The sequence below is a fragment of the Ruegeria sp. AA3 genome (genome assembly GCF_056542905.1).
Genome location: NZ_JBQGAQ010000012.1, coordinates 94,764 through 111,487, shown reverse-complemented (window position 1 = coordinate 111,487; position 16,724 = coordinate 94,764). Strand labels below are relative to the sequence as shown.

The 16,724-nt window shown below is 59.1% G+C and carries 22 protein-coding genes; 11 read left to right on the top strand and 11 right to left on the bottom strand.

Going from position 1 to position 16,724, the window contains the following annotated elements; all coding sequences use genetic code 11:
- Positions 1-16 precede the first annotated feature (16 nt).
- The 3 genes from ACR0JR_RS18390 to folK form a co-directional block, all read right to left on the bottom strand.
- Complete coding sequence (locus tag ACR0JR_RS18390) at positions 17-2,149, bottom strand: RelA/SpoT family protein (protein WP_480457324.1); 2,133 nt, start codon at positions 2,147-2,149, stop codon at positions 17-19.
- Positions 2,150-2,175: 26 nt separating this feature from the next.
- Positions 2,176-2,529: a DNA-directed RNA polymerase subunit omega gene (rpoZ, locus tag ACR0JR_RS18385; protein ID WP_010437681.1), complete on the bottom strand. Its 354-nt coding sequence runs from the start codon at positions 2,527-2,529 to the stop codon at positions 2,176-2,178.
- A gap of 94 nt (positions 2,530-2,623) precedes the next feature.
- Positions 2,624-3,205, bottom strand: coding sequence for a 2-amino-4-hydroxy-6-hydroxymethyldihydropteridine diphosphokinase (folK, locus tag ACR0JR_RS18380; RefSeq protein ID WP_480457323.1), 582 nt, complete (start codon positions 3,203-3,205; stop codon positions 2,624-2,626).
- Positions 3,206-3,330: 125 nt separating this feature from the next.
- Between folK and ACR0JR_RS18375 the strand changes: the two genes are divergently transcribed.
- The 6 genes from ACR0JR_RS18375 (at position 3,331) to ACR0JR_RS18350 (ending at position 7,348) form a co-directional block, all read left to right on the top strand.
- A complete protein-coding gene (locus ACR0JR_RS18375) occupies positions 3,331-3,906 on the top strand; it encodes a LabA-like NYN domain-containing protein (RefSeq protein ID WP_010437678.1) in 576 nt (191 codons plus the stop codon).
- Positions 3,907-4,106: 200 nt separating this feature from the next.
- Positions 4,107-5,057 carry a 4-hydroxy-3-methylbut-2-enyl diphosphate reductase gene (ispH, locus tag ACR0JR_RS18370; RefSeq protein ID WP_170475826.1) on the top strand — a complete coding sequence of 317 codons (951 nt, stop codon included), beginning with the start codon at positions 4,107-4,109 and terminating at the stop codon, positions 5,055-5,057.
- A complete protein-coding gene (locus ACR0JR_RS18365; protein ID WP_010437674.1) occupies positions 5,054-5,644 on the top strand; it encodes a class I SAM-dependent methyltransferase in 591 nt (196 codons plus the stop codon). Before ispH ends, ACR0JR_RS18365 begins: the two co-directional genes overlap by 4 nt.
- Positions 5,637-6,104: a ribonuclease HI gene (rnhA, locus tag ACR0JR_RS18360; protein ID WP_010437672.1), complete on the top strand. Its 468-nt coding sequence runs from the start codon at positions 5,637-5,639 to the stop codon at positions 6,102-6,104. The genes ACR0JR_RS18365 and rnhA overlap by 8 nt, the downstream gene beginning before the upstream one ends.
- Entirely contained in the window at positions 6,101-6,724 is a 624-nt protein-coding gene (locus ACR0JR_RS18355) for a trimeric intracellular cation channel family protein (RefSeq protein ID WP_319546470.1), read from the top strand. The genes rnhA and ACR0JR_RS18355 overlap by 4 nt, the downstream gene beginning before the upstream one ends.
- 24 nt (positions 6,725-6,748) lie before the next feature.
- Complete coding sequence (locus ACR0JR_RS18350) at positions 6,749-7,348, top strand: COG3904 family protein (protein WP_480457322.1); 600 nt, start codon at positions 6,749-6,751, stop codon at positions 7,346-7,348.
- Here ACR0JR_RS18350 and speB read toward each other — a convergent pair.
- The 6 genes from speB to def (ACR0JR_RS18320) all read right to left on the bottom strand — a co-directional run bounded on the left by speB (position 7,345) and on the right by def (ACR0JR_RS18320) (position 10,677).
- Complete coding sequence (gene speB / locus ACR0JR_RS18345) at positions 7,345-8,166, bottom strand: agmatinase (protein WP_010437669.1); 822 nt, start codon at positions 8,164-8,166, stop codon at positions 7,345-7,347. The two genes, ACR0JR_RS18350 and speB, sit on opposite strands and share 4 nt — an antisense overlap.
- Before the next feature lie 62 nt (positions 8,167-8,228).
- The gene (locus ACR0JR_RS18340) at positions 8,229-8,465 is read right to left on the bottom strand and encodes a GlsB/YeaQ/YmgE family stress response membrane protein (RefSeq protein ID WP_480457321.1); all 237 of its coding nucleotides are present in this window, start codon (positions 8,463-8,465) and stop codon (positions 8,229-8,231) included.
- Position 8,466: 1 nt separating this feature from the next.
- Positions 8,467-8,703: a hypothetical protein gene (locus ACR0JR_RS18335; protein ID WP_480457320.1), complete on the bottom strand. Its 237-nt coding sequence runs from the start codon at positions 8,701-8,703 to the stop codon at positions 8,467-8,469.
- Between the two features lie 6 nt (positions 8,704-8,709).
- Positions 8,710-9,624, bottom strand: a complete 915-nt coding sequence (gene fmt / locus ACR0JR_RS18330; protein ID WP_480457319.1) for a methionyl-tRNA formyltransferase — start codon at positions 9,622-9,624, stop codon at positions 8,710-8,712.
- A gap of 43 nt (positions 9,625-9,667) precedes the next feature.
- Positions 9,668-10,162: a peptide deformylase gene (gene def, locus ACR0JR_RS18325; RefSeq protein WP_480457318.1), complete on the bottom strand. Its 495-nt coding sequence runs from the start codon at positions 10,160-10,162 to the stop codon at positions 9,668-9,670.
- The gene (gene def, locus ACR0JR_RS18320) at positions 10,159-10,677 is read right to left on the bottom strand and encodes a peptide deformylase (RefSeq protein WP_170392632.1); all 519 of its coding nucleotides are present in this window, start codon (positions 10,675-10,677) and stop codon (positions 10,159-10,161) included. Before def (ACR0JR_RS18320) ends, def (ACR0JR_RS18325) begins: the two co-directional genes overlap by 4 nt.
- A 94-nt stretch (positions 10,678-10,771) precedes the next feature.
- On the opposite strand from def (ACR0JR_RS18320), the gene ACR0JR_RS18315 reads away from it, so the two are divergent.
- Positions 10,772-11,944: a MalY/PatB family protein gene (locus ACR0JR_RS18315; protein WP_480457363.1), complete on the top strand. Its 1,173-nt coding sequence runs from the start codon at positions 10,772-10,774 to the stop codon at positions 11,942-11,944.
- 29 nt (positions 11,945-11,973) lie between these two features.
- Positions 11,974-12,672: a fumarylacetoacetate hydrolase family protein gene (locus tag ACR0JR_RS18310; protein WP_480457317.1), complete on the top strand. Its 699-nt coding sequence runs from the start codon at positions 11,974-11,976 to the stop codon at positions 12,670-12,672.
- Positions 12,673-12,763: 91 nt separating this feature from the next.
- Here ACR0JR_RS18310 and ACR0JR_RS18305 read toward each other — a convergent pair whose 3' ends face one another.
- On the bottom strand, positions 12,764-13,117 hold the full coding sequence (locus ACR0JR_RS18305) for a hypothetical protein (RefSeq protein ID WP_010437652.1): 354 nt from the start codon (positions 13,115-13,117) through the stop codon (positions 12,764-12,766).
- A gap of 209 nt (positions 13,118-13,326) precedes the next feature.
- On the opposite strand from ACR0JR_RS18305, the gene ACR0JR_RS18300 reads away from it, so the two are divergent.
- Entirely contained in the window at positions 13,327-14,316 is a 990-nt protein-coding gene (locus ACR0JR_RS18300; protein WP_480457316.1) for a glutathione S-transferase family protein, read from the top strand.
- Here the strand turns inward: ACR0JR_RS18300 and ACR0JR_RS18295 are convergent.
- Positions 14,298-14,660 (bottom strand): response regulator transcription factor, encoded by a 363-nt coding sequence (locus ACR0JR_RS18295; protein ID WP_008756687.1) that lies wholly within the window; start codon positions 14,658-14,660, stop codon positions 14,298-14,300. The genes ACR0JR_RS18300 and ACR0JR_RS18295 overlap by 19 nt on opposite strands.
- Positions 14,661-14,841: 181 nt before the next feature.
- On the opposite strand from ACR0JR_RS18295, the gene cobD reads away from it, so the two are divergent.
- The gene (gene cobD, locus ACR0JR_RS18290) at positions 14,842-15,807 is read left to right on the top strand and encodes a threonine-phosphate decarboxylase CobD (protein ID WP_480457315.1); all 966 of its coding nucleotides are present in this window, start codon (positions 14,842-14,844) and stop codon (positions 15,805-15,807) included.
- Positions 15,804-16,724: an adenosylcobinamide-phosphate synthase CbiB gene (cbiB, locus tag ACR0JR_RS18285; RefSeq protein WP_480457314.1), complete on the top strand. Its 921-nt coding sequence runs from the start codon at positions 15,804-15,806 to the stop codon at positions 16,722-16,724. Before cobD ends, cbiB begins: the two co-directional genes overlap by 4 nt.

Genomic DNA, 16,724 nt, shown 5'->3' with positions numbered 1-16,724 from the left:
TCGTGATCACCCCTTCTCAGCCAGCCGCGACGGCGGTTTTCTTGCTTTCCCGATACCGTTCGACCGCGGCAACATCGCTTTCCGCCTCAAGCATCAGCATCAGCGAATGCAGTTGTTCAAGATCGCGCAGTTCGACGTTGATCATCAGGCGGTAAAAATCAGGTTTGCGGTCGACGAATTCGAGGTTCGAAATATTGGCCTTTTTCTCTCCGATCAATGTGCAAATACGCCCCAGTACCCCGGCATCGTTACCGATAGTCAGATCAAGCGTCGCTCCATAGACAGCCGGGTGCGTGCCCGCATGCCAGTGCAGATCGACCCAGCGATCGGGTTCATTTTCGAATTCGGTCAGACGGTCGCAGTCGATGGCGTGCACCTCAACGCCCCTGCCGCGATATGTGATGCCAACGATGCGTTCACCCGGCAATGGCTGGCAACAAGGCGCACGGTCGAATTTCTGGCCGGGCTCAAGCCCGATCACAGCGCGGCGGGGCGAAATCGCGTCGCCATCGTCCTTGGTGAGCTCAGGATATACAGCCTCGACCACCTCATGGGCGGTCAGTTCGGCGCTGCCCAGACGGGCCAACAATTCGTGTCGGTCTTTCAATCGCAGGTGTTTTGCAGCGGTATCCAATGCCTTGTCGGTGGCCTTGCGGCCGACGTTTTCAAACCCTGCGCGAGCCAGTTCTTTACCCAGCTTGATGAAGCGTTCCCGATCAACCTCACGCAAGGCGCGGCGGATCGAGGTGCGGGCTTTGCCGGTGACTGCGATCTCAAGCCATGTGACCTGTGGGCTCTGGCCATCGGCGGTGATGATATCCACCGATTGTCCGTTCTTGAGCCGGGTCCAGAGCGGCACACGAATTCCATCCACCTTGGCCCCAACACAGGCATGGCCGATACGGGTGTGGATCGCATAAGCAAAATCGATCGGTGTTGCCCCGCGCGGCAGTTTCACCACGTCGCCCTTAGGGGTGAAACAGAACACCTGATCCGAATACATTTCGAGCTTGACCGCTTCGAGGAAATCTTCGTGATCATCCTCGCTGTCGAACTGTTCGGTCAGGTTTGCAATCCACTTTGCCGGATCCACGGCAAAGGGGTTCTCGGACCGGACACCATCGCGATAGGACCAGTGTGCCGCCACGCCGGTTTCGGCCACGTCGTGCATCTGACGGGTGCGGATCTGAACCTCGACCCGTTTACCGTCGCGCCCGGACACAGTCGTGTGGATCGAGCGGTAACCGTTCGATTTCGGCTGGCTGATATAGTCCTTGAACCGACCCGGCACCGCGCGCCAGCGCTGGTGGATCGCGCCGAGGGTGCGATAGCAGTCTTCCTCGGACCCGGTAATGATACGGAACCCATAGATGTCGGACAGGCGCGAGAAGCCTTGGTCTTTCTCCTGCATCTTGCGCCAGATCGAATAGGGTTTCTTGGCACGGCCAAAGACTTCGGCCTCGATCCCGGCTTTTTCCAGCTCGTGCCGCATGTCGCCGGTGATGCGGTGGATCACGTCGCCGGTTTCACGCTGCAAGGTGATGAAGCGGCGGATGATCGACTGGCGGCCTTCGGGATTCAGGACACGAAAGGCGAGATCTTCCAGTTCCTCGCGCATCCATTGCATCCCCATGCGACCCGCAAGCGGTGCGTAGATATCCATCGTCTCGCGCGCTTTTTGCACCTGCTTTTCGGGGCGCATCGCCTTGATGGTGCGCATATTGTGCAGACGGTCGGCGAGCTTGACCAGAATGACCCTCAGGTCCTTGGACATGGCCATGAACAGTTTGCGGAAGTTTTCGGCCTGCTTGGTCTCGCGGCTGGAAAGCTGCAGGTTGGTCAGCTTGGTGACGCCATCGACCAGCTTGGCGACCTCATCGCCGAACAGCTCGGAAACCTTGCCATAGCTGGCTTTGGTGTCTTCGATCGTGTCGTGCAGCAGGGCCGTTATGATGGTCGCATCATCTAGACGCTGTTCGGTCAGGATGGCGGCAACGGCAACAGGGTGCGAGAAATAGGGCTCGCCAGAGTGGCGGAACTGCCCTTCATGCATCTGCAGGCCAAATTCATAGGCTCGTTCGATGCGCTCGGCATTTGTCTTGGGGTTGTAATTGCGGACCAGCGCAATCAGGTCTTCTGCTGAAATCATCCGGTCCGCACCTTTGTCGTTGGGGCTTACCCCTGGCCCTGAGCCTCCATCAACGCGCGCAGGAGCTTTTCTTCGGACATGTCGTCATCCGCAGGCTTGTCGGATTCCGCACCCATCAGCAGAGCCATCTGATCTTCTTCGGGCTCATCAACTTCGATCTGGGTTTGGTTGGCCTCAATCAGACGCTCGCGCAGCTCATCAGCGCTTTGAGTTTCATCGGCGATTTCGCGCAGCGAGACAACGGGGTTCTTGTCGTTGTCGCGATCAACAGTGATCGGGCCACCGGCGGAAATCTCGCGCGCCCGGTGGGCTGCAAGCATCACCAGTTCGAACCGGTTCGGGACCTTGTCTACACAATCTTCGACCGTAACGCGGGCCATGGGGCGCTCTCCGTAAATGAATCCGTGGCAGGAAGGGGTTTATCTAAGCGCGAATCCCCGCCTTGACAAGCAGGAAATGCCGCAAATGCGAGGATCACAGAGGCTTAACCTCTGCCACGTCCTCGCGTGGCAGTGCGGCAACCATCTGCGTGACTGTCTTGTCCAGTACTGGATGGCGCCAACCGGGGGCAACATCTGCCATCGGCACCAACACAAATGCGCGGTCCTGCAGACGTGGATGCGGCAGGATCAAGTGTTCCGGTGCGGATATGGCCTGTTCTTCATGCGGAAGGGTCAGCCAGCGGTGATATTCCACATCATCCGGTAGCACCAAATCGTCCCAACAGACCAGATCAAGGTCCAGCGTGCGCATCCCCCAACGCTGTTCGCGGGCGCGCTCGAAATCATGTTCGATACGGTGCAGCAGCGCCAGAACCCCGTGCGGGCTCTGATCCGTTTCAATCGAAACTGCCGCATTAACGTAGTCTGGCCCGGCCCCCGCAGGAAAGCAGGGCGTGGCAAAAAACCGACTTATTGCGCGAATCACCAAGCCAGCCTCGGCCATTGCGACCAATGATTGCTCAAGTGTTACCTTAGGCCCATTACCTCTCAGACTGAGATTTGCGCCAAGGGCAATGACCGCTTTTGACAAAGATTTGTCCACTTCGAACCCCATATTCGGAACAGAGAATGCTTGCGATGTAGGCAAAAAGGCCTATTTTAGAGGCACCATTGCACTGACCAATTCATTTTCACTCACGGAGCTCACGGTGCGGTGGCTTATACCGGAAGGACCATTTTATGTTTTACAAGGACGAACGGCTAGCGCTGTTCATCGACGGCTCGAATCTTTATGCAGCCGCCAAAGCACTGGGGTTTGACATCGACTACAAGTTGCTGCGCCAAGAATTCATGCGCAGAGGCAAACTGCTTAGAGCTTTCTACTACACAGCGCTACTGGAAAATGACGAGTATTCGCCGATTAGACCTTTGGTGGACTGGCTGCATTACAACGGCTTCACCATGGTCACCAAGCCGGCCAAAGAATACACCGACAGCATGGGGCGTCGGAAAGTCAAAGGAAACATGGACATCGAGTTGACCGTTGATGCCATGGAATTGGCACCACGTGTAGATCATATCGTGCTGTTCTCGGGCGATGGGGATTTCCGCCCGCTGATTGCCAGCCTGCAGCGTCAGGGCGTGCGCGTTTCGGTTGTCTCGACCATTCGCAGCCAGCCCCCGATGATTTCGGACGAGCTGCGCCGTCAGGCCGACAACTTTATCGAGCTGGAGGACCTGCGCGACGTGATCGGAAGACCTCCGCGCGAGATGCCGCTTGAACCGCGCAGCGTCGCCGCTGCGGGCGGTCAGTAACACCAAGCCCGATTACCCACTCACGATGTGGGGCGATGAAATGTACGGCCAGGGCTGAAAGCCCTGGCCGCGCTACTTTCAAAGGGATAGGTGCTAAAAACACCCCTTTGCTAACAGCGATTCATGTCAGGTAAATGACGTGCTGCTGTCTGGACCATGGCAATGAAAAGACCTAGGTGTCTCAGTCAAGGAGACCGCCCATGACCAAGCCACCACTGATATTGTATCTTGCCGCCCCACGCGGGTTTTGCGCCGGAGTGGATCGGGCAATCAAGATCGTTGAAATGGCTCTGCAGAAATGGGGCGCGCCGGTCTATGTGCGTCACGAGATCGTGCATAACAAATTCGTTGTAGATGGGCTGCGCGCCAAGGGCGCGGTGTTCGTCGAAGAACTGGACGAATGTCCAAACGACCGCCCGGTGATCTTTTCCGCCCACGGTGTACCAAAATCCGTACCTGCCACTGCCGCCCAGCGCGAGATGATCTATGTCGACGCCACCTGTCCGCTAGTGTCTAAGGTGCATGTCGAGGCGCAGCGCCACGCCGATGCCGGGCTGCAGATGATCATGATCGGTCACAAAGGCCATCCCGAAACTATCGGCACCATGGGACAACTGCCTGAAGGCGAGGTGCTGCTGGTTGAAACGGTTGAGGATGTGTCGCAGGTTGCTGTGCGGGATCCCGATAAACTGGCTTTTGTCACCCAAACCACTCTGTCGGTGGATGACACAAAGGATATCATTGCAGCGTTAGAAGCCCGGTTCCCCGCCATCGTTGGGCCGCATAAAGAAGATATCTGCTATGCAACCACCAACCGGCAGGAAGCGGTAAAAGCGGTTGCGCCGAAATCCGATGCGCTGCTGGTGGTCGGAGCGCCGAATTCGTCAAACTCGCGCCGTCTGGTCGAGGTCGCCTCACGTGCGGGCTGCAACTATGCACAGCTTGTCCAACGCGCGACTGAGATCGATTGGCGGGCGCTGGAGGGTATCGCGAGCGTTGCGGTTACTGCAGGGGCCTCGGCCCCCGAAGTATTAGTGAACGAGGTTATCGAAGCCTTCCGCGACCATTATGACGTGACGGTCGAGCTAGTCGAAACCGCGACAGAAAACGTAGAGTTCAAAGTGCCGCGTGTTCTGCGGGTGCCTGCATGACTCAGGACAAACGCACGATTGACGCCTACACTGCGCGGGTCGCCGATTATCTGAAAATCCCCCTGCCCCCCGAACAGCTTGAGGCCCGGCAGGCCTTTGCGGATGCGGTCGAGGCGGGCGGATATGTATTGGATCTGGGCTCGGGGCCCGGATCGGACAGCGCGTTTTTGATGCGCCAAGGGCTAAAAGTGCGGGCGCTGGATGCCACGCCGGCCTTTGTCGAACACGCACGCGACAATGGCGTCGATGCCTATCTAGGCACTTTCGATGACGTCACCGAGGCCGAGGAATACGACGGCGTTTATGCCAGCTTTTCGCTACTGCATGCGCCCCGATCCGATTTCCCGCGTCATCTAAGCGCAATCCACACGGCACTGAAATCCGGCGGTCAGTTGTTTTTGGGCATGAAGCTTGGAACGGGTGAGCATCGCGACGATATTAACCGCTATTATACCTATTATACTCAGCCCGAGATAGAAGAGACTCTGACCACGGCCGGGTTCACCATCGACCGCACCGTGCAGGGGATCGGCAAAGGTCTCGCCGGGTCTTATGACGGGTTCATTCTGGTGTTTGCCCATGCCTGATTTGTTTGCCTATACCGATGGCGCCTGTTCCGGCAATCCCGGTCCCGGTGGCTGGGGCGTGCTGCTACGCGCGATGGATGGTGATACCGTTCTGAAAGAGCGCGAATTGAATGGCGGAGAGGCCGAGACCACCAACAACCGAATGGAACTGTTGGCTGCGATCAGCGCGCTGGAAACGCTAGAGCGAGCATCTGTGATCACAATCGTCACCGACAGCGCCTATGTAAAAAACGGCGTCACCGGCTGGATTTTCGGTTGGAAGCGAAACGGCTGGAAGACCTCTAACAAGAAGCCGGTCAAGAATGTTGATCTGTGGCAGCGGCTGGATGAGGCGCAAGAGCGGCATCAGGTGACTTGGGAATGGGTCAAGGGTCACGCAGGCCACCCCGAGAATGAGCGCGCGGATGAACTAGCGCGTGCGGGCATGGCACCGTTTAAGCCCAAAAAGGAGCAGGCGTGAGCGGGCTTGCCCTGCTGGATTATGCCTCGGTTCTGGTCTTTGCGCTGACCGGCGCCTTGGTCGCCAGCCGGGCGCAGCTGGATCTGGTGGGGTTTGCCTTCATCGCCTGCCTGACAGCGGTGGGCGGCGGCACGGTGCGCGACCTGCTGCTGGATCGACATCCCGTGTTTTGGGTCGGGCAACCCGACTATATCCTGATTGCCTGTGGCGCGGCAGTGCTGGTGTTCTTCACCGCGCATCTGGTGGAAAGCAGGTATAATTGGCTGATTTGGCTGGACAGCTTTGCCCTGTCCATCGCCGTGGCTGCAGGAACGGGTGCGGCCCTTTCGCTGGGACAGACCGGCGTCATTGTGGTGCTGATGGGTGTGACCACCGGTTGCCTCGGCGGGCTGATGCGCGATGTGGTCTGCAACGAGGTGCCGCTGGTGCTGAAACAGGGTCAGCTTTATGTTTCCTGCGCCTTTGCCGGTGCCCTGACAGCGGTATTGGCGGCTCAGCTTGGGTTAACCGGCCTGCCTGCATTGGGGCTATGCGCCTTGGTCTGCTGGTCGCTGCGGGCCGGATCGCTGCTGTTCGGTTGGCAGTTGCCGGTTTACAAGGCCCGACCGCCTCGGCAATAGGGTACAAACAGACACGAGAACGCTATGACCCCCCGACTTTCATTTCTTGCGGCAACGCTGCTGCTGGCGGCTTGTGCAGATCACTACACCCCGGTCACATTCAGGACCGAAGGGGATCAGATCGTGGCGTCTGGAACGATCGACCACACAACGCTCAGCGCGTTTGAAGAGGTGATGGACGAAAACCCAGGGATCAAGACACTGGTACTGCAAAATATCGAAGGCTCGGTGGATGATGACTCGAATGTGGTCTTCAGCCGCGTAGTGCGCGAGGAAGGGTTCAATACGGTCGTACCATCAAACGGTTTGGTCGCCTCTGGCGGAACTGACCTGTTTCTGGCCGGTAACCGGCGGGTGCTGGAACCCGGCGCCTGTGTGGGGGTTCACAGTTGGGGTGGTGGAGGTTACGTGGCCGCGGAACTGCCCGAAGGTCATCCTGAACATAACCGGTATCTTGATTATTTCGCAGATATCGGCGTCGACCCGGACTTCTACTGGTTCACGCTGGATGTCGCATCTGAGGATGAAATGCACTGGATGACCGCATCCGAGGCGAACCGATACGACATGACAACGAGCGCGGCCCCAAGACTTGGGACCGCCGCAATCTGCGATGAGCGCTAGCGCGTCAGCAGCCGTGCGCCGATCTCTTTGACGAATTTCGCCGCCACCATGGCGGTCATTCCATAGGGGTCGCGGTGTGGGTTTAATTCGACAATATCCGCGCCGACCAGTTGACCCTTGAACCGATGGATCAGGTCGATCACCTCACGCGTGCTAAGACCGCCGGGTTCGTGATGCGAAACGCCCGGAGCAAAGGCCGGGTCCAGCGCGTCGAGGTCCAATGACAAGTAAACCGGCCCGTCAAAACTGATCTCCAGATCTGCGCGCCAGTTGCGCATGTCGATCACCTCGACCCCGAATTTGTCGGCCTGTTCCTGCTGATGCGCGTTCATGGTGCGGATGCCGATCTGTACGAGGCGCTTGATCTTGCCGGTCTCCATCACCCGGGCAAACGGGCAGCCATGGCCCAGCGGACCGATCTGCTGGCTGTCATAGAGGTCAGGGTGGCTGTCGATATGCAGGATATTCAACCCCTCATACCGATCCGCATGCGCCTTGATCAGCGGGTACGCAACCGAATGATCGCCGCCCAGTGACAACAACCGCGCGCCGGTTTCGATCCGGGTAGCCGCGCCTGCTTCGATACGATCAATGGGCTCTTGCCCCATCATCTCGAACACATCCAGATCGCCGGTATCTTTGAAGCGCTCGGTTGCGCCCAGATCGGTGCCATCTTCGGCGGTCAGATTGGCCGCGCCGGAATGCAGCGCCTCGCGGATGCGGCCCGGCGCAAAGGCGGGGCCTTGCAGGAACGAGGAATGCAGGTCCAGAGGCACCCCCATCAGGGCGACGTCACCTTTGGTCAGATCATGCGACATGAGAGGCCTTTCAACAAAAAATTGCCCGGACATTGGTCGCAGATCACGGTCGGGTCAAGCGCTCAGCGCCGTATGTATGTCTGCCAGATCCAGATCACCAAAAGTGCCCCCAGAACAGCCCCGATAAACCCTGAGAGCCATCCCATCACAGTGATGAGCGTGCGTAGGACCAAGCCGCCCACCAAAGCGCCGACGATGCCGATCAGCATGGTGGTTGGAATGTCGGCCTCGATCCGCATAAGACGCGTGGCGAGGAAACCTGCGGCGGCGCCAATGATGATCAGAACGACGATGGGCATGTCATTTCCTCCAATGGGTGGGCACGATGATCAACGCACCGATCGATGACAACACCGCGTCCAGCCCCGGCGGGCCAAAGCTGATGCCGAACATGATGCGGAGGAAATAGAACAGGAAGGCACCACCCACGCAGATGATGATCGATTGCAGATAGCCGTTGTGGGTAAAGCCGGTCTGTTCAGACAGATAGCCAACAATCCCGGCAATCACGACCGTGCCCATCATGATCATGAACATTTAGGCTTACTCCGATGACAGGCGGGTGCCGGCCGGGATGGGCCAGCCCCGCAGATAGGTTTCCCTATCCTGCGCGCCCTTGCCTGCCCTTTGCAAGCGCAACAGCTCAACCGCGCCTTCACCACAGGCCACGCGCAGGTGGTCGTCCAACACCTCACCCGGAGTGCCCTGCCCTTCGGCCAGCCGGGAGGCGAGGAGTTTGATCCGGTCGCCCCCGAACTCGGTCCATGCGCCGGGGAATGGAGAGAGACCGCGGATTTTTCTGTCGACTTCGGATGCGGGGGCCGACCAATCGATCCGCGCCTCGGCTTTGTCGATCTTGGCGGCGTAGGTCACGCCCTCTTCGGGCTGCGGGTCAGGTGTAAGGCTTGGCAGCTTGTTCAGTGCCTCAACGATCAGCGCCGCGCCCATGTCCGATAGAAGATCATGCAGCTGGGCCGTGGTTTCCTCGATCCCGATATCGGTGGCTTCGCGCAGCAGAACGGGCCCTGTGTCCAGCCCGGCCTCCATCTGCATGATGCAGATACCGGTCTGCGCGTCACCCGCCATGATCGCGCGATGGATCGGGGCGGCCCCGCGCCAGCGCGGCAGCAGGCTGGCGTGGATGTTCAAGCAGCCGTAGGTGGGTGCATCAAGGATCGGCTGTGGCAGGATCAGGCCATAAGCTACGACTACCGCCACATCAGCGTTCAACGCTGCAAATCTATCCTGTTCTTCGGGCGTTTTCAGCGAGGTCGGATGGCGCACCTCCAGTCCCAGCGCCTCGGCCCTTGCATGGACCGGAGTCGGGCGGTCTTTCTTACCGCGACCAGCGGGGCGTGGCGGTTGGCAATAGACGGCGGCGATTTCGTGTCCTGCCTTGACGAGTGCGTTTAGGACGGGGACCGAGAAATCGGGGGTTCCCATGAAGATTATGCGCATCGTCGGCTCCGGGGGTTGGGTGAGTGCCGGGCTGAAGCCCGGCCTACGTTGATTTTCGCGCCTTGCGCAGCAGCATGTCGCGTTTGACCTTGCTGAGACGGTCGAAATACATCCGCCCGTTCAGGTGGTCGATCTGGTGCTGTACGCTGGTGGCTTCGATGCCGACGAAATCGCGGCGGTCGATCTGACCCTGCTCGTTGAGAAATTTCACCGTTACCGCGCGGGGGCGTTTCACCTTGGCGGACACGCCGGGAAGGTTCGGGCTGGCCTCGTCATGCTCGCGCAGCTCGACTGAGCTGTGCAGGATCTTGGGATTGGCCAGCCGCACGGCTTTGCCCCGCTGGGTCGAGCCATCCAAGACGGCCAGGCGCAGCATCACCCCGATCTGTGTCGCGGCGAGACCGACTCCCGGCATCGCCTCCATCGTGTCGATCATGTCGTCCCAAATGGCGCGGATGTCATCGGTGATCTCGGTGACATCCTCGGCCTTGGTGCGCAGGCGCTTGTCGGGCCATGGCAGGCAGGTCCGCACCGTCATGTGCGGGCCTTTTCGCGCTTGAGCTTCTGCATCTTGCGCGTGATCATCTGACGCTTGAGCGGTTTGAGATAATCGATGAACAACTTACCGTTCAGATGGTCGATCTCGTGCTGAACACAGGTCGCCCAGAGATCATCAAAGGTTTCCTGCTGCAGATTGCCGTCGCGATCCAGCCAGGTGACATCCACAGTCTTAGGACGGGTCACTTCGGCATATTGCTCGGGGATCGAAAGGCAGCCTTCTTCGTAGACATTGGTCTCGTCTGAAGAGGCGATGACCTCGGGATTGAACATCACCAGGGGGCGTGGGGCTTCGCCTTCCTCCTTGACGCAGTCCACCACGATCAGCCGATCCAGCACGCCAATTTGAGGCGCAGCAAGGCCGATGCCAGGCGCATCATACATCGTCTCCAGCATGTCATCAGCCAGTTTGCGCAGGTCATCGGTGATATCGGCCACCGGCGCGCAGACCTTTTTCAGGCGGGGATCGGGATGGATCAGGATATTGCGTTTCATGAGGCTGATTTAGGCCATCGCGCCCGCCACCGCAACGGCCCCCTTGCACCCGATGGATTTGTGGTTAGCTTTCGCCTCGACAGATGGAGATGACATGACTTTCAACGACCTGATCGACCGCCGGGGCACCAACTCTTCAAAATGGGACAAGATGGAGCAGCTCTATGGCGTCTCGCCCGAGGATGGGCTGGCCATGTGGACCGCCGATTCCGACTATGCCACCGCCCCTTGCGTGATCGAGGCCGTGCGCGAGGCCGCCGATCATGGCGCGTTTGGCTATTCGTGGATGCACCCGGAGTATCTGAACGCGATCCAGTGGTGGATGAAGACCCGCCACAATTGGGAGATCGACACCGATTGGGTGCTGACCTCACAGGGTCTGGGCAACGCCATTGCCCTGTGTCTGGATGTCTGGAGCGAGCCGGGCGATGGCGTCGTTATATTCACGCCCGTTTATCATGAGTTTGCCCATAAGGTGAATAAATCCGGCCGTCGCGTGGTTGAATGCCCTCTAGTACGTGACGGCGACAGCTATGCGCTTGATCTGGACGATGCGCAGTCGCGGCTGGACGGTTCGGAAAAGCTGCTGTTGTGGTGCTCGCCGCAGAACCCTTCGGGTCGGGTTTGGACGCCGGATGAGCAGCGTGCGGTAGCAGCTTTTGCAGAACGTAACGGACTGATCCTGGTTTCGGATGAGATTCACCACGATCTGGTTTATCCGGGCAATATCTTCGTGCCGATGGATGTGGCCGCCCCGGATGCGCGTCCCTGGACCGTGACTCTGACCGCGGCGTCGAAGACATTCAATATCGCGGGCCAGCGCACCGGTAACATGATCATTCCCGACGCCAAGCTGCGGGCCGAGATGCGACACCGGATCACCACTCTGGACTATGATCCAAGTGCGCTGGGGGTGGCGATGATCACCGCCGCTTATTCTCCGGAAGGGGCGAAATGGGTCGATGAACAGGTCGCCCATCTGGATGCCAACAGAAAACTGTTCGATGCCACCATCGCCGAGATTCCGGGCCTGTGGTCGATGCCGCTGCAGGCGACATACCTGGCCTGGGTCGATTTCTCGGGCACCGGGATGAGCCATGATGAATTTGTCCGCCGTCTGCGCGAGGACGCTCGGATCGCGACATCTTCAGGTCCCGGTTTCGGGTCGGGCGGGAAAACCTTTGAACGGTTCAATCTGGCCACCCAACGCGCGCGGGTGGAAGAGGCTTGCGCCCGTCTCAAACGCGCCTTTGGCGATTTGCAATAACCCTGTCTGAAAACAATCGGAGGCAAATCATGCCCAACCAACTCTTTGCGCTTCCGGACATCCCGAGCATCCCGGTAGAAGGGGAGCAGACGACCTATCCGATCGGGCGGATTTTCTGCGTGGGCCGCAATTATGCCGCCCACGCCGCTGAAATGGGGCATGAGGTGGATCGTCAGGCGCCATTCTATTTCACCAAATCCGCGCCCAACGCGGTTTTGACAGGTGCACATGAGCCTTATCCTGCGGGAACCGAGAATTATCATCACGAAATGGAACTGGCCGTTGCAATCGGCAAACCGGTCTTCCAGGCCACGGCTGCACAGGCCCATGCGGCGATCTTTGGCTACGGGTGCGCTTTGGACATGACGCGCCGCGACCTGCAGATCCGAGAGCGCAACAAACAGCGCCCCTGGGATCTGGGCAAGGATGTGGAAAGCGGCGCGGTCTTCGCCCCGCTGACCCGCGCCGATCATTGGAGCCCATCGGATGACAAGCGCATCTATCTCAGCGTCAATGGGCAGGTGAAACAGGACGCCACCTTATCCGAGCTGGTTTGGAAGATTGATGAGCTGATCTGCCATCTATCCGGTTTCTATCATTTGCGCCCCGGCGATCTGATCCTGACCGGCACACCCGCTGGGGTCGGGCCCGTGGCCGCCGGAGACCGAATCGAAGGCGGCATCGATGGTTTGGACCCTGTGCACCTAACCCTGACGGCCCACGACTAATCGTCCGGCCCGATACCTGAAAATCTTGTGACACCATTGCAGCTCCGAGCGCCGACGGCGCTTCGGTGCCACAGGTCAATCGGTGAGCGTGTCAGTCGCGGTTTTCAAGCAGTGCGATAGGTGCATCCGGCGCGCGGTAGAAATCCAGCGGGGCCTTGTCGGCTGCCACAGTGCTGCGCTTGAACTCATAGCGCATCTCACCCACCGCTTCTTCATCTGCGATGATCAGGCACTGATACATGTGATTGGCACCGTCATAGATATCGACGAGCCCACGCAGGCGTGGCGTGGTTTCGGCCTCGACGGTGAAACCATCCTTCCACAATGTGAGAATTTTGAAGCTATTGTCGCCAAACTCCACCCGCAAACGGCTGGATTTCTTCAATGTAGCGATTCGGGCGGCATCCAATTCAGCGCGAATTTCCTTAGAAACATAGGTACTCATAATAAACTTCCCCCAGAACTTTCTTTATTGTGGACCAGCTTGTGTAAAAATCCAGTGAACTGTCTCACTTGGGCCCGAGATTTACGATCTGTTGCGCAGGTGTCCCGATGACACTGTGCGCGGATGCAGGTCAGTTGCGCGCGCGGTGAAATAGGAACCTGAGCCGCAACAGCCTATCTTTGTCTCAATCGCAATGCGGAGGAATTACAATGGGCCTGCTTGTCGACGGCGTTTGGCATGACACTTGGTATGACACCAAATCCACTGGCGGGGCGTTCAAACGTTCGGCCGCACAGTTTCGCAACTGGATCACGGCCGATGGGGCACCTGGCCCCTCGGGGCGTGGCGGATTCGAGGCGGAGAGCGGGCGATATCATCTGTATGTCTCTCACGCCTGCCCCTGGGCGCATCGCACGCTGATCTTTCGCGAGTTGAAGGGGTTGCGAGAACACATCTCGGTCTCGGTTGTACATCCGGATATGCTGGATAAAGGCTGGACCTTTGAGATAGACGACCATGGAGCGACAGGAGACAAACTGTTCGGACATGATTTTGCCCATCAGATCTATACCCGTGCCGACCCCAACTATTCAGGCCGCGTGACGGTGCCGATCCTGTGGGACAAAGTGGAAAAGACCATCGTCTCGAACGAAAGCTCGGAAATAATCCGCATGTTCAATTCGGCTTTCAACGGGATCACCGGCAACGCTGATGATTACTGGCCCGAGGCAATGCGGGACGAGATCGAAGAGGTCAACGCGCGCATCTATTCCGATGTTAATAACGGGGTGTACAAATGCGGCTTCGCCACCTCGCAAGAGGCGTATGACGCGGCCATAGGCCCTCTGTTCGACACGCTGGATTGGCTTGAGGATCGTCTGGCACGCAACCGCTATCTGATGGGCAACCGCGTGACCGAGGCCGACTGGCGCGTGTTCACCACGCTGATCCGGTTCGATCCGGTCTATCACCTGCATTTTAAATGCAACAAGCGGCGCCTGGTGGATTACCCGAACCTCTGGGCCTTTACCCGCGAGCTGTATCAGTGGCCCGGCGTGGCCGAGACGGTGAACATGAACCACATTGTGCGCCACTATCACTACAGCCACGATAGCATCAATCCGCATCGGATCATTCCGGTGAACCCAGAGCTGGATTATTCAGAACCCCATGGACGGGATCAGCGCCCGGCGGCGTAGTGCTCGACCATTGCTGCCAGATCCTCGGGCGGGGTCGAGCTTTGCACATAGGCGCAGGCATTCGCACTATGGGCAAAGATGGACCCGTCCGAGAAGAATGTGGTGTTGGTGACAAAGATCACCCGCGCCTCGGGCCTGCGATAGCTTGCAAAATCGGCAACCGCCAAGGCGCTGCCGGTTTCCAAAACCAGATCCAACACGATGATATCGAAGGCTGTGCCATAGAGCGCCAATATTGCAGCCTCTTGCGTCTCAACCAAAGTGACCTCGGCCTCCTGCCTTTGCAGATGCCGTTGCCAGACCCGACCTAGATCGGGGTTACTCTCAACAATCAGTACTTTCATTTGCAACAACCTCGGCACGTGATATGGGTGAGTGGTGCCGACCCCTGTTGTCCGTGATCACGCGATTTCCTTAACAAAGTGTTAACAGCGCCCGCACAGGGCCATGAACTGGCGGATTCGCTTGTATGAGCGGCAAAAATCCGCTTGAAGCATACGAAATAGGCGATTCCGGCTGGGGCTGATGGTTGGACAGAATGACAGATTGAACCCTCGGGCCGCGCGCGATCATGGCGGGGGTCTGGATGGCGCGATGGCCCGGTTCGGGGGCGTTCGCACGGACTGGATCGACCTGTCAACGGGGATCAACCCGCACGCTTATCTGGTCTCGGGCCTGCAGCAGTCGGACTGGATGGAACTGCCCGATCATGGCGCGTTCGAACGCCTGTCGGACGCGGCGCGGGAGTTTTGGAACGTGCCGGATGGGGCCGAGATTCTGCCCTCTCCCGGCGCTTCAGCGGTGATTGCCCGCTTGCCCGCGCTGGCCAAAGCGGGCCGCGTGCAGATCACGATGCCAACCTATAACGAACATGCCGCCGCGTTCACCGCGCAGGGCTGGACGGTGCACGAGACCGGCCCCGCCCAGGCACGGGTCATCGTGCACCCCAACAATCCCGACGGGCGCATCTGGCAAGAGACGGATGCCGACGCCCCGCTGACCGTGATTGACGAAAGCTTCTGTGACGTCACCCCCGATGCCTCGCTGATTCATCTGGCCGAGCGACCAGGCGTCGTGGTGTTGAAGAGTTTTGGCAAGTTTTGGGGGCTGGCTGGATTGCGGCTGGGTTTTGCGATCGGGCATCCCGATCTGATTGCACGATTGAATGACCTGACCGGACCCTGGGCGGTTTCCGGCCCGGCGCTGCGGATCGGTACGCAAGCGCTGCGCGATGTTAAATGGGCCGATGAAACCCGCAAGCGTCTGGCAAATGACGCAACCCGGCTGGATCAGCTTGTAACGGCCCAAGGTGCGCGGTTGATCGGTGGGACCAGCCTGTTCCGCCTCTATGACGTAGACGATGCCACCGCATGGCAGGACCGGCTGGCACGGGCGCATATCTGGAGCCGTATATTCCCCTATTCCAGAACCTACCTGCGCCTTGGATTACCGCCAGCAGACGGCTGGGCCCGTTTGGAAGCAGCGCTGTGAGCACCGCGTTTCTATTGGTCTGCGCCATGTGTCTGGACGCAGCACTGGGTGAGCCGGATTGGCTGTGGTCGCGGATTCGCCACCCTGCCGTGTTGATGGGCAACGCGATTGGCTGGCTAGACAACCGGCTGAACCATGAGGCGTATCGCCGCCTCAAAGGGGTTGCGACGGTACTCATCCTGGTTGTGGCGGCACTCATCCTTGGCCGGTTGCTGGCACTGCTTGGTCCGATCGTCGAGATCGTGGTCTGCGCCATCCTTCTGGCACAGAAATCCCTGATCACCCATGTTCGCGCAGTTGGCGAAGGCCTGTTGACCTCGCTTGCCGAAGGGCGCGCTCAGGTCGCCATGATCGTCTCGCGCGATACGCGAGATATGACCGAGGCGCAGGTGGCGCGCTCGGCCATCGAAAGCGCCGCCGAAAACCTGAGCGACGGGGTGATTGCCCCCGCCTTCTGGTTTTTGGTCGCAGGTCTGCCGGGGCTGCTGGTCTACAAGGTCGTTAACACCGCCGACAGTATGATCGGCTATCGCAACGACAAGTACCGCGCCTTCGGCTGGGCAGCGGCGCGGCTGGATGATCTGCTGAACCTTGTCCCGGCACGCCTGACCTTTGTAATGATCGTCGCGCTGTCCAGCCAATGGTCGCGCTGGGGAGAGATGGTTGAGGACGCACGCCGCCATATCTCACCCAACGCAGGCTGGCCCGAGGCCGCGATGGCGCGCGCGCTGGATATCGCGCTGGCAGGACCGCGCAGCTATGACGGGCAGATGCGGGATCTTGCCTGGGTGAACGGGAATGCCCGGCAAGATATCGACGCGGCGGAGGTTTTTCGCGCATCCAACATGCTCTGGCAGGTTTGGGGGCTTGCGCTTGGGCTCGTGTCGGTGTGGGTTGGGTTCAACTTCATATTCTGA

What these genes read in the sequence shown, in the direction of transcription:
- ACR0JR_RS18375 (WP_010437678.1), top strand. Translation starts at nt 3,331, where the DNA reads ATGTTTTACAAGGACGAACGGCTAGCGCTGTTCATCGACGGCTCGAAT.
- folK (WP_480457323.1), bottom strand. Translation starts at nt 3,205, where the DNA reads ATGGGGTTCGAAGTGGACAAATCTTTGTCAAAAGCGGTCATTGCCCTT.
- def (WP_480457318.1), bottom strand. Translation starts at nt 10,162, where the DNA reads ATGACGGTGCGGACCTGCCTGCCATGGCCCGACAAGCGCCTGCGCACC.
- ACR0JR_RS18295 (WP_008756687.1), bottom strand. Translation starts at nt 14,660, where the DNA reads ATGAAAGTACTGATTGTTGAGAGTAACCCCGATCTAGGTCGGGTCTGG.
- rpoZ (WP_010437681.1), bottom strand. Translation starts at nt 2,529, where the DNA reads ATGGCCCGCGTTACGGTCGAAGATTGTGTAGACAAGGTCCCGAACCGG.
- rnhA (WP_010437672.1), top strand. Translation starts at nt 5,637, where the DNA reads ATGCCTGATTTGTTTGCCTATACCGATGGCGCCTGTTCCGGCAATCCC.
- cobD (WP_480457315.1), top strand. Translation starts at nt 14,842, where the DNA reads ATGGTTGGACAGAATGACAGATTGAACCCTCGGGCCGCGCGCGATCAT.
- speB (WP_010437669.1), bottom strand. Translation starts at nt 8,166, where the DNA reads ATGTCGCATGATCTGACCAAAGGTGACGTCGCCCTGATGGGGGTGCCT.
- ACR0JR_RS18315 (WP_480457363.1), top strand. Translation starts at nt 10,772, where the DNA reads ATGACTTTCAACGACCTGATCGACCGCCGGGGCACCAACTCTTCAAAA.
- ispH (WP_170475826.1), top strand. Translation starts at nt 4,107, where the DNA reads ATGACCAAGCCACCACTGATATTGTATCTTGCCGCCCCACGCGGGTTT.
- ACR0JR_RS18350 (WP_480457322.1), top strand. Translation starts at nt 6,749, where the DNA reads ATGACCCCCCGACTTTCATTTCTTGCGGCAACGCTGCTGCTGGCGGCT.
- fmt (WP_480457319.1), bottom strand. Translation starts at nt 9,624, where the DNA reads ATGCGCATAATCTTCATGGGAACCCCCGATTTCTCGGTCCCCGTCCTA.
- ACR0JR_RS18335 (WP_480457320.1), bottom strand. Translation starts at nt 8,703, where the DNA reads ATGTTCATGATCATGATGGGCACGGTCGTGATTGCCGGGATTGTTGGC.
- ACR0JR_RS18390 (WP_480457324.1), bottom strand. Translation starts at nt 2,149, where the DNA reads ATGATTTCAGCAGAAGACCTGATTGCGCTGGTCCGCAATTACAACCCC.
- ACR0JR_RS18340 (WP_480457321.1), bottom strand. Translation starts at nt 8,465, where the DNA reads ATGCCCATCGTCGTTCTGATCATCATTGGCGCCGCCGCAGGTTTCCTC.
- ACR0JR_RS18300 (WP_480457316.1), top strand. Translation starts at nt 13,327, where the DNA reads ATGGGCCTGCTTGTCGACGGCGTTTGGCATGACACTTGGTATGACACC.
- ACR0JR_RS18305 (WP_010437652.1), bottom strand. Translation starts at nt 13,117, where the DNA reads ATGAGTACCTATGTTTCTAAGGAAATTCGCGCTGAATTGGATGCCGCC.
- ACR0JR_RS18310 (WP_480457317.1), top strand. Translation starts at nt 11,974, where the DNA reads ATGCCCAACCAACTCTTTGCGCTTCCGGACATCCCGAGCATCCCGGTA.
- ACR0JR_RS18365 (WP_010437674.1), top strand. Translation starts at nt 5,054, where the DNA reads ATGACTCAGGACAAACGCACGATTGACGCCTACACTGCGCGGGTCGCC.
- def (WP_170392632.1), bottom strand. Translation starts at nt 10,677, where the DNA reads ATGAAACGCAATATCCTGATCCATCCCGATCCCCGCCTGAAAAAGGTC.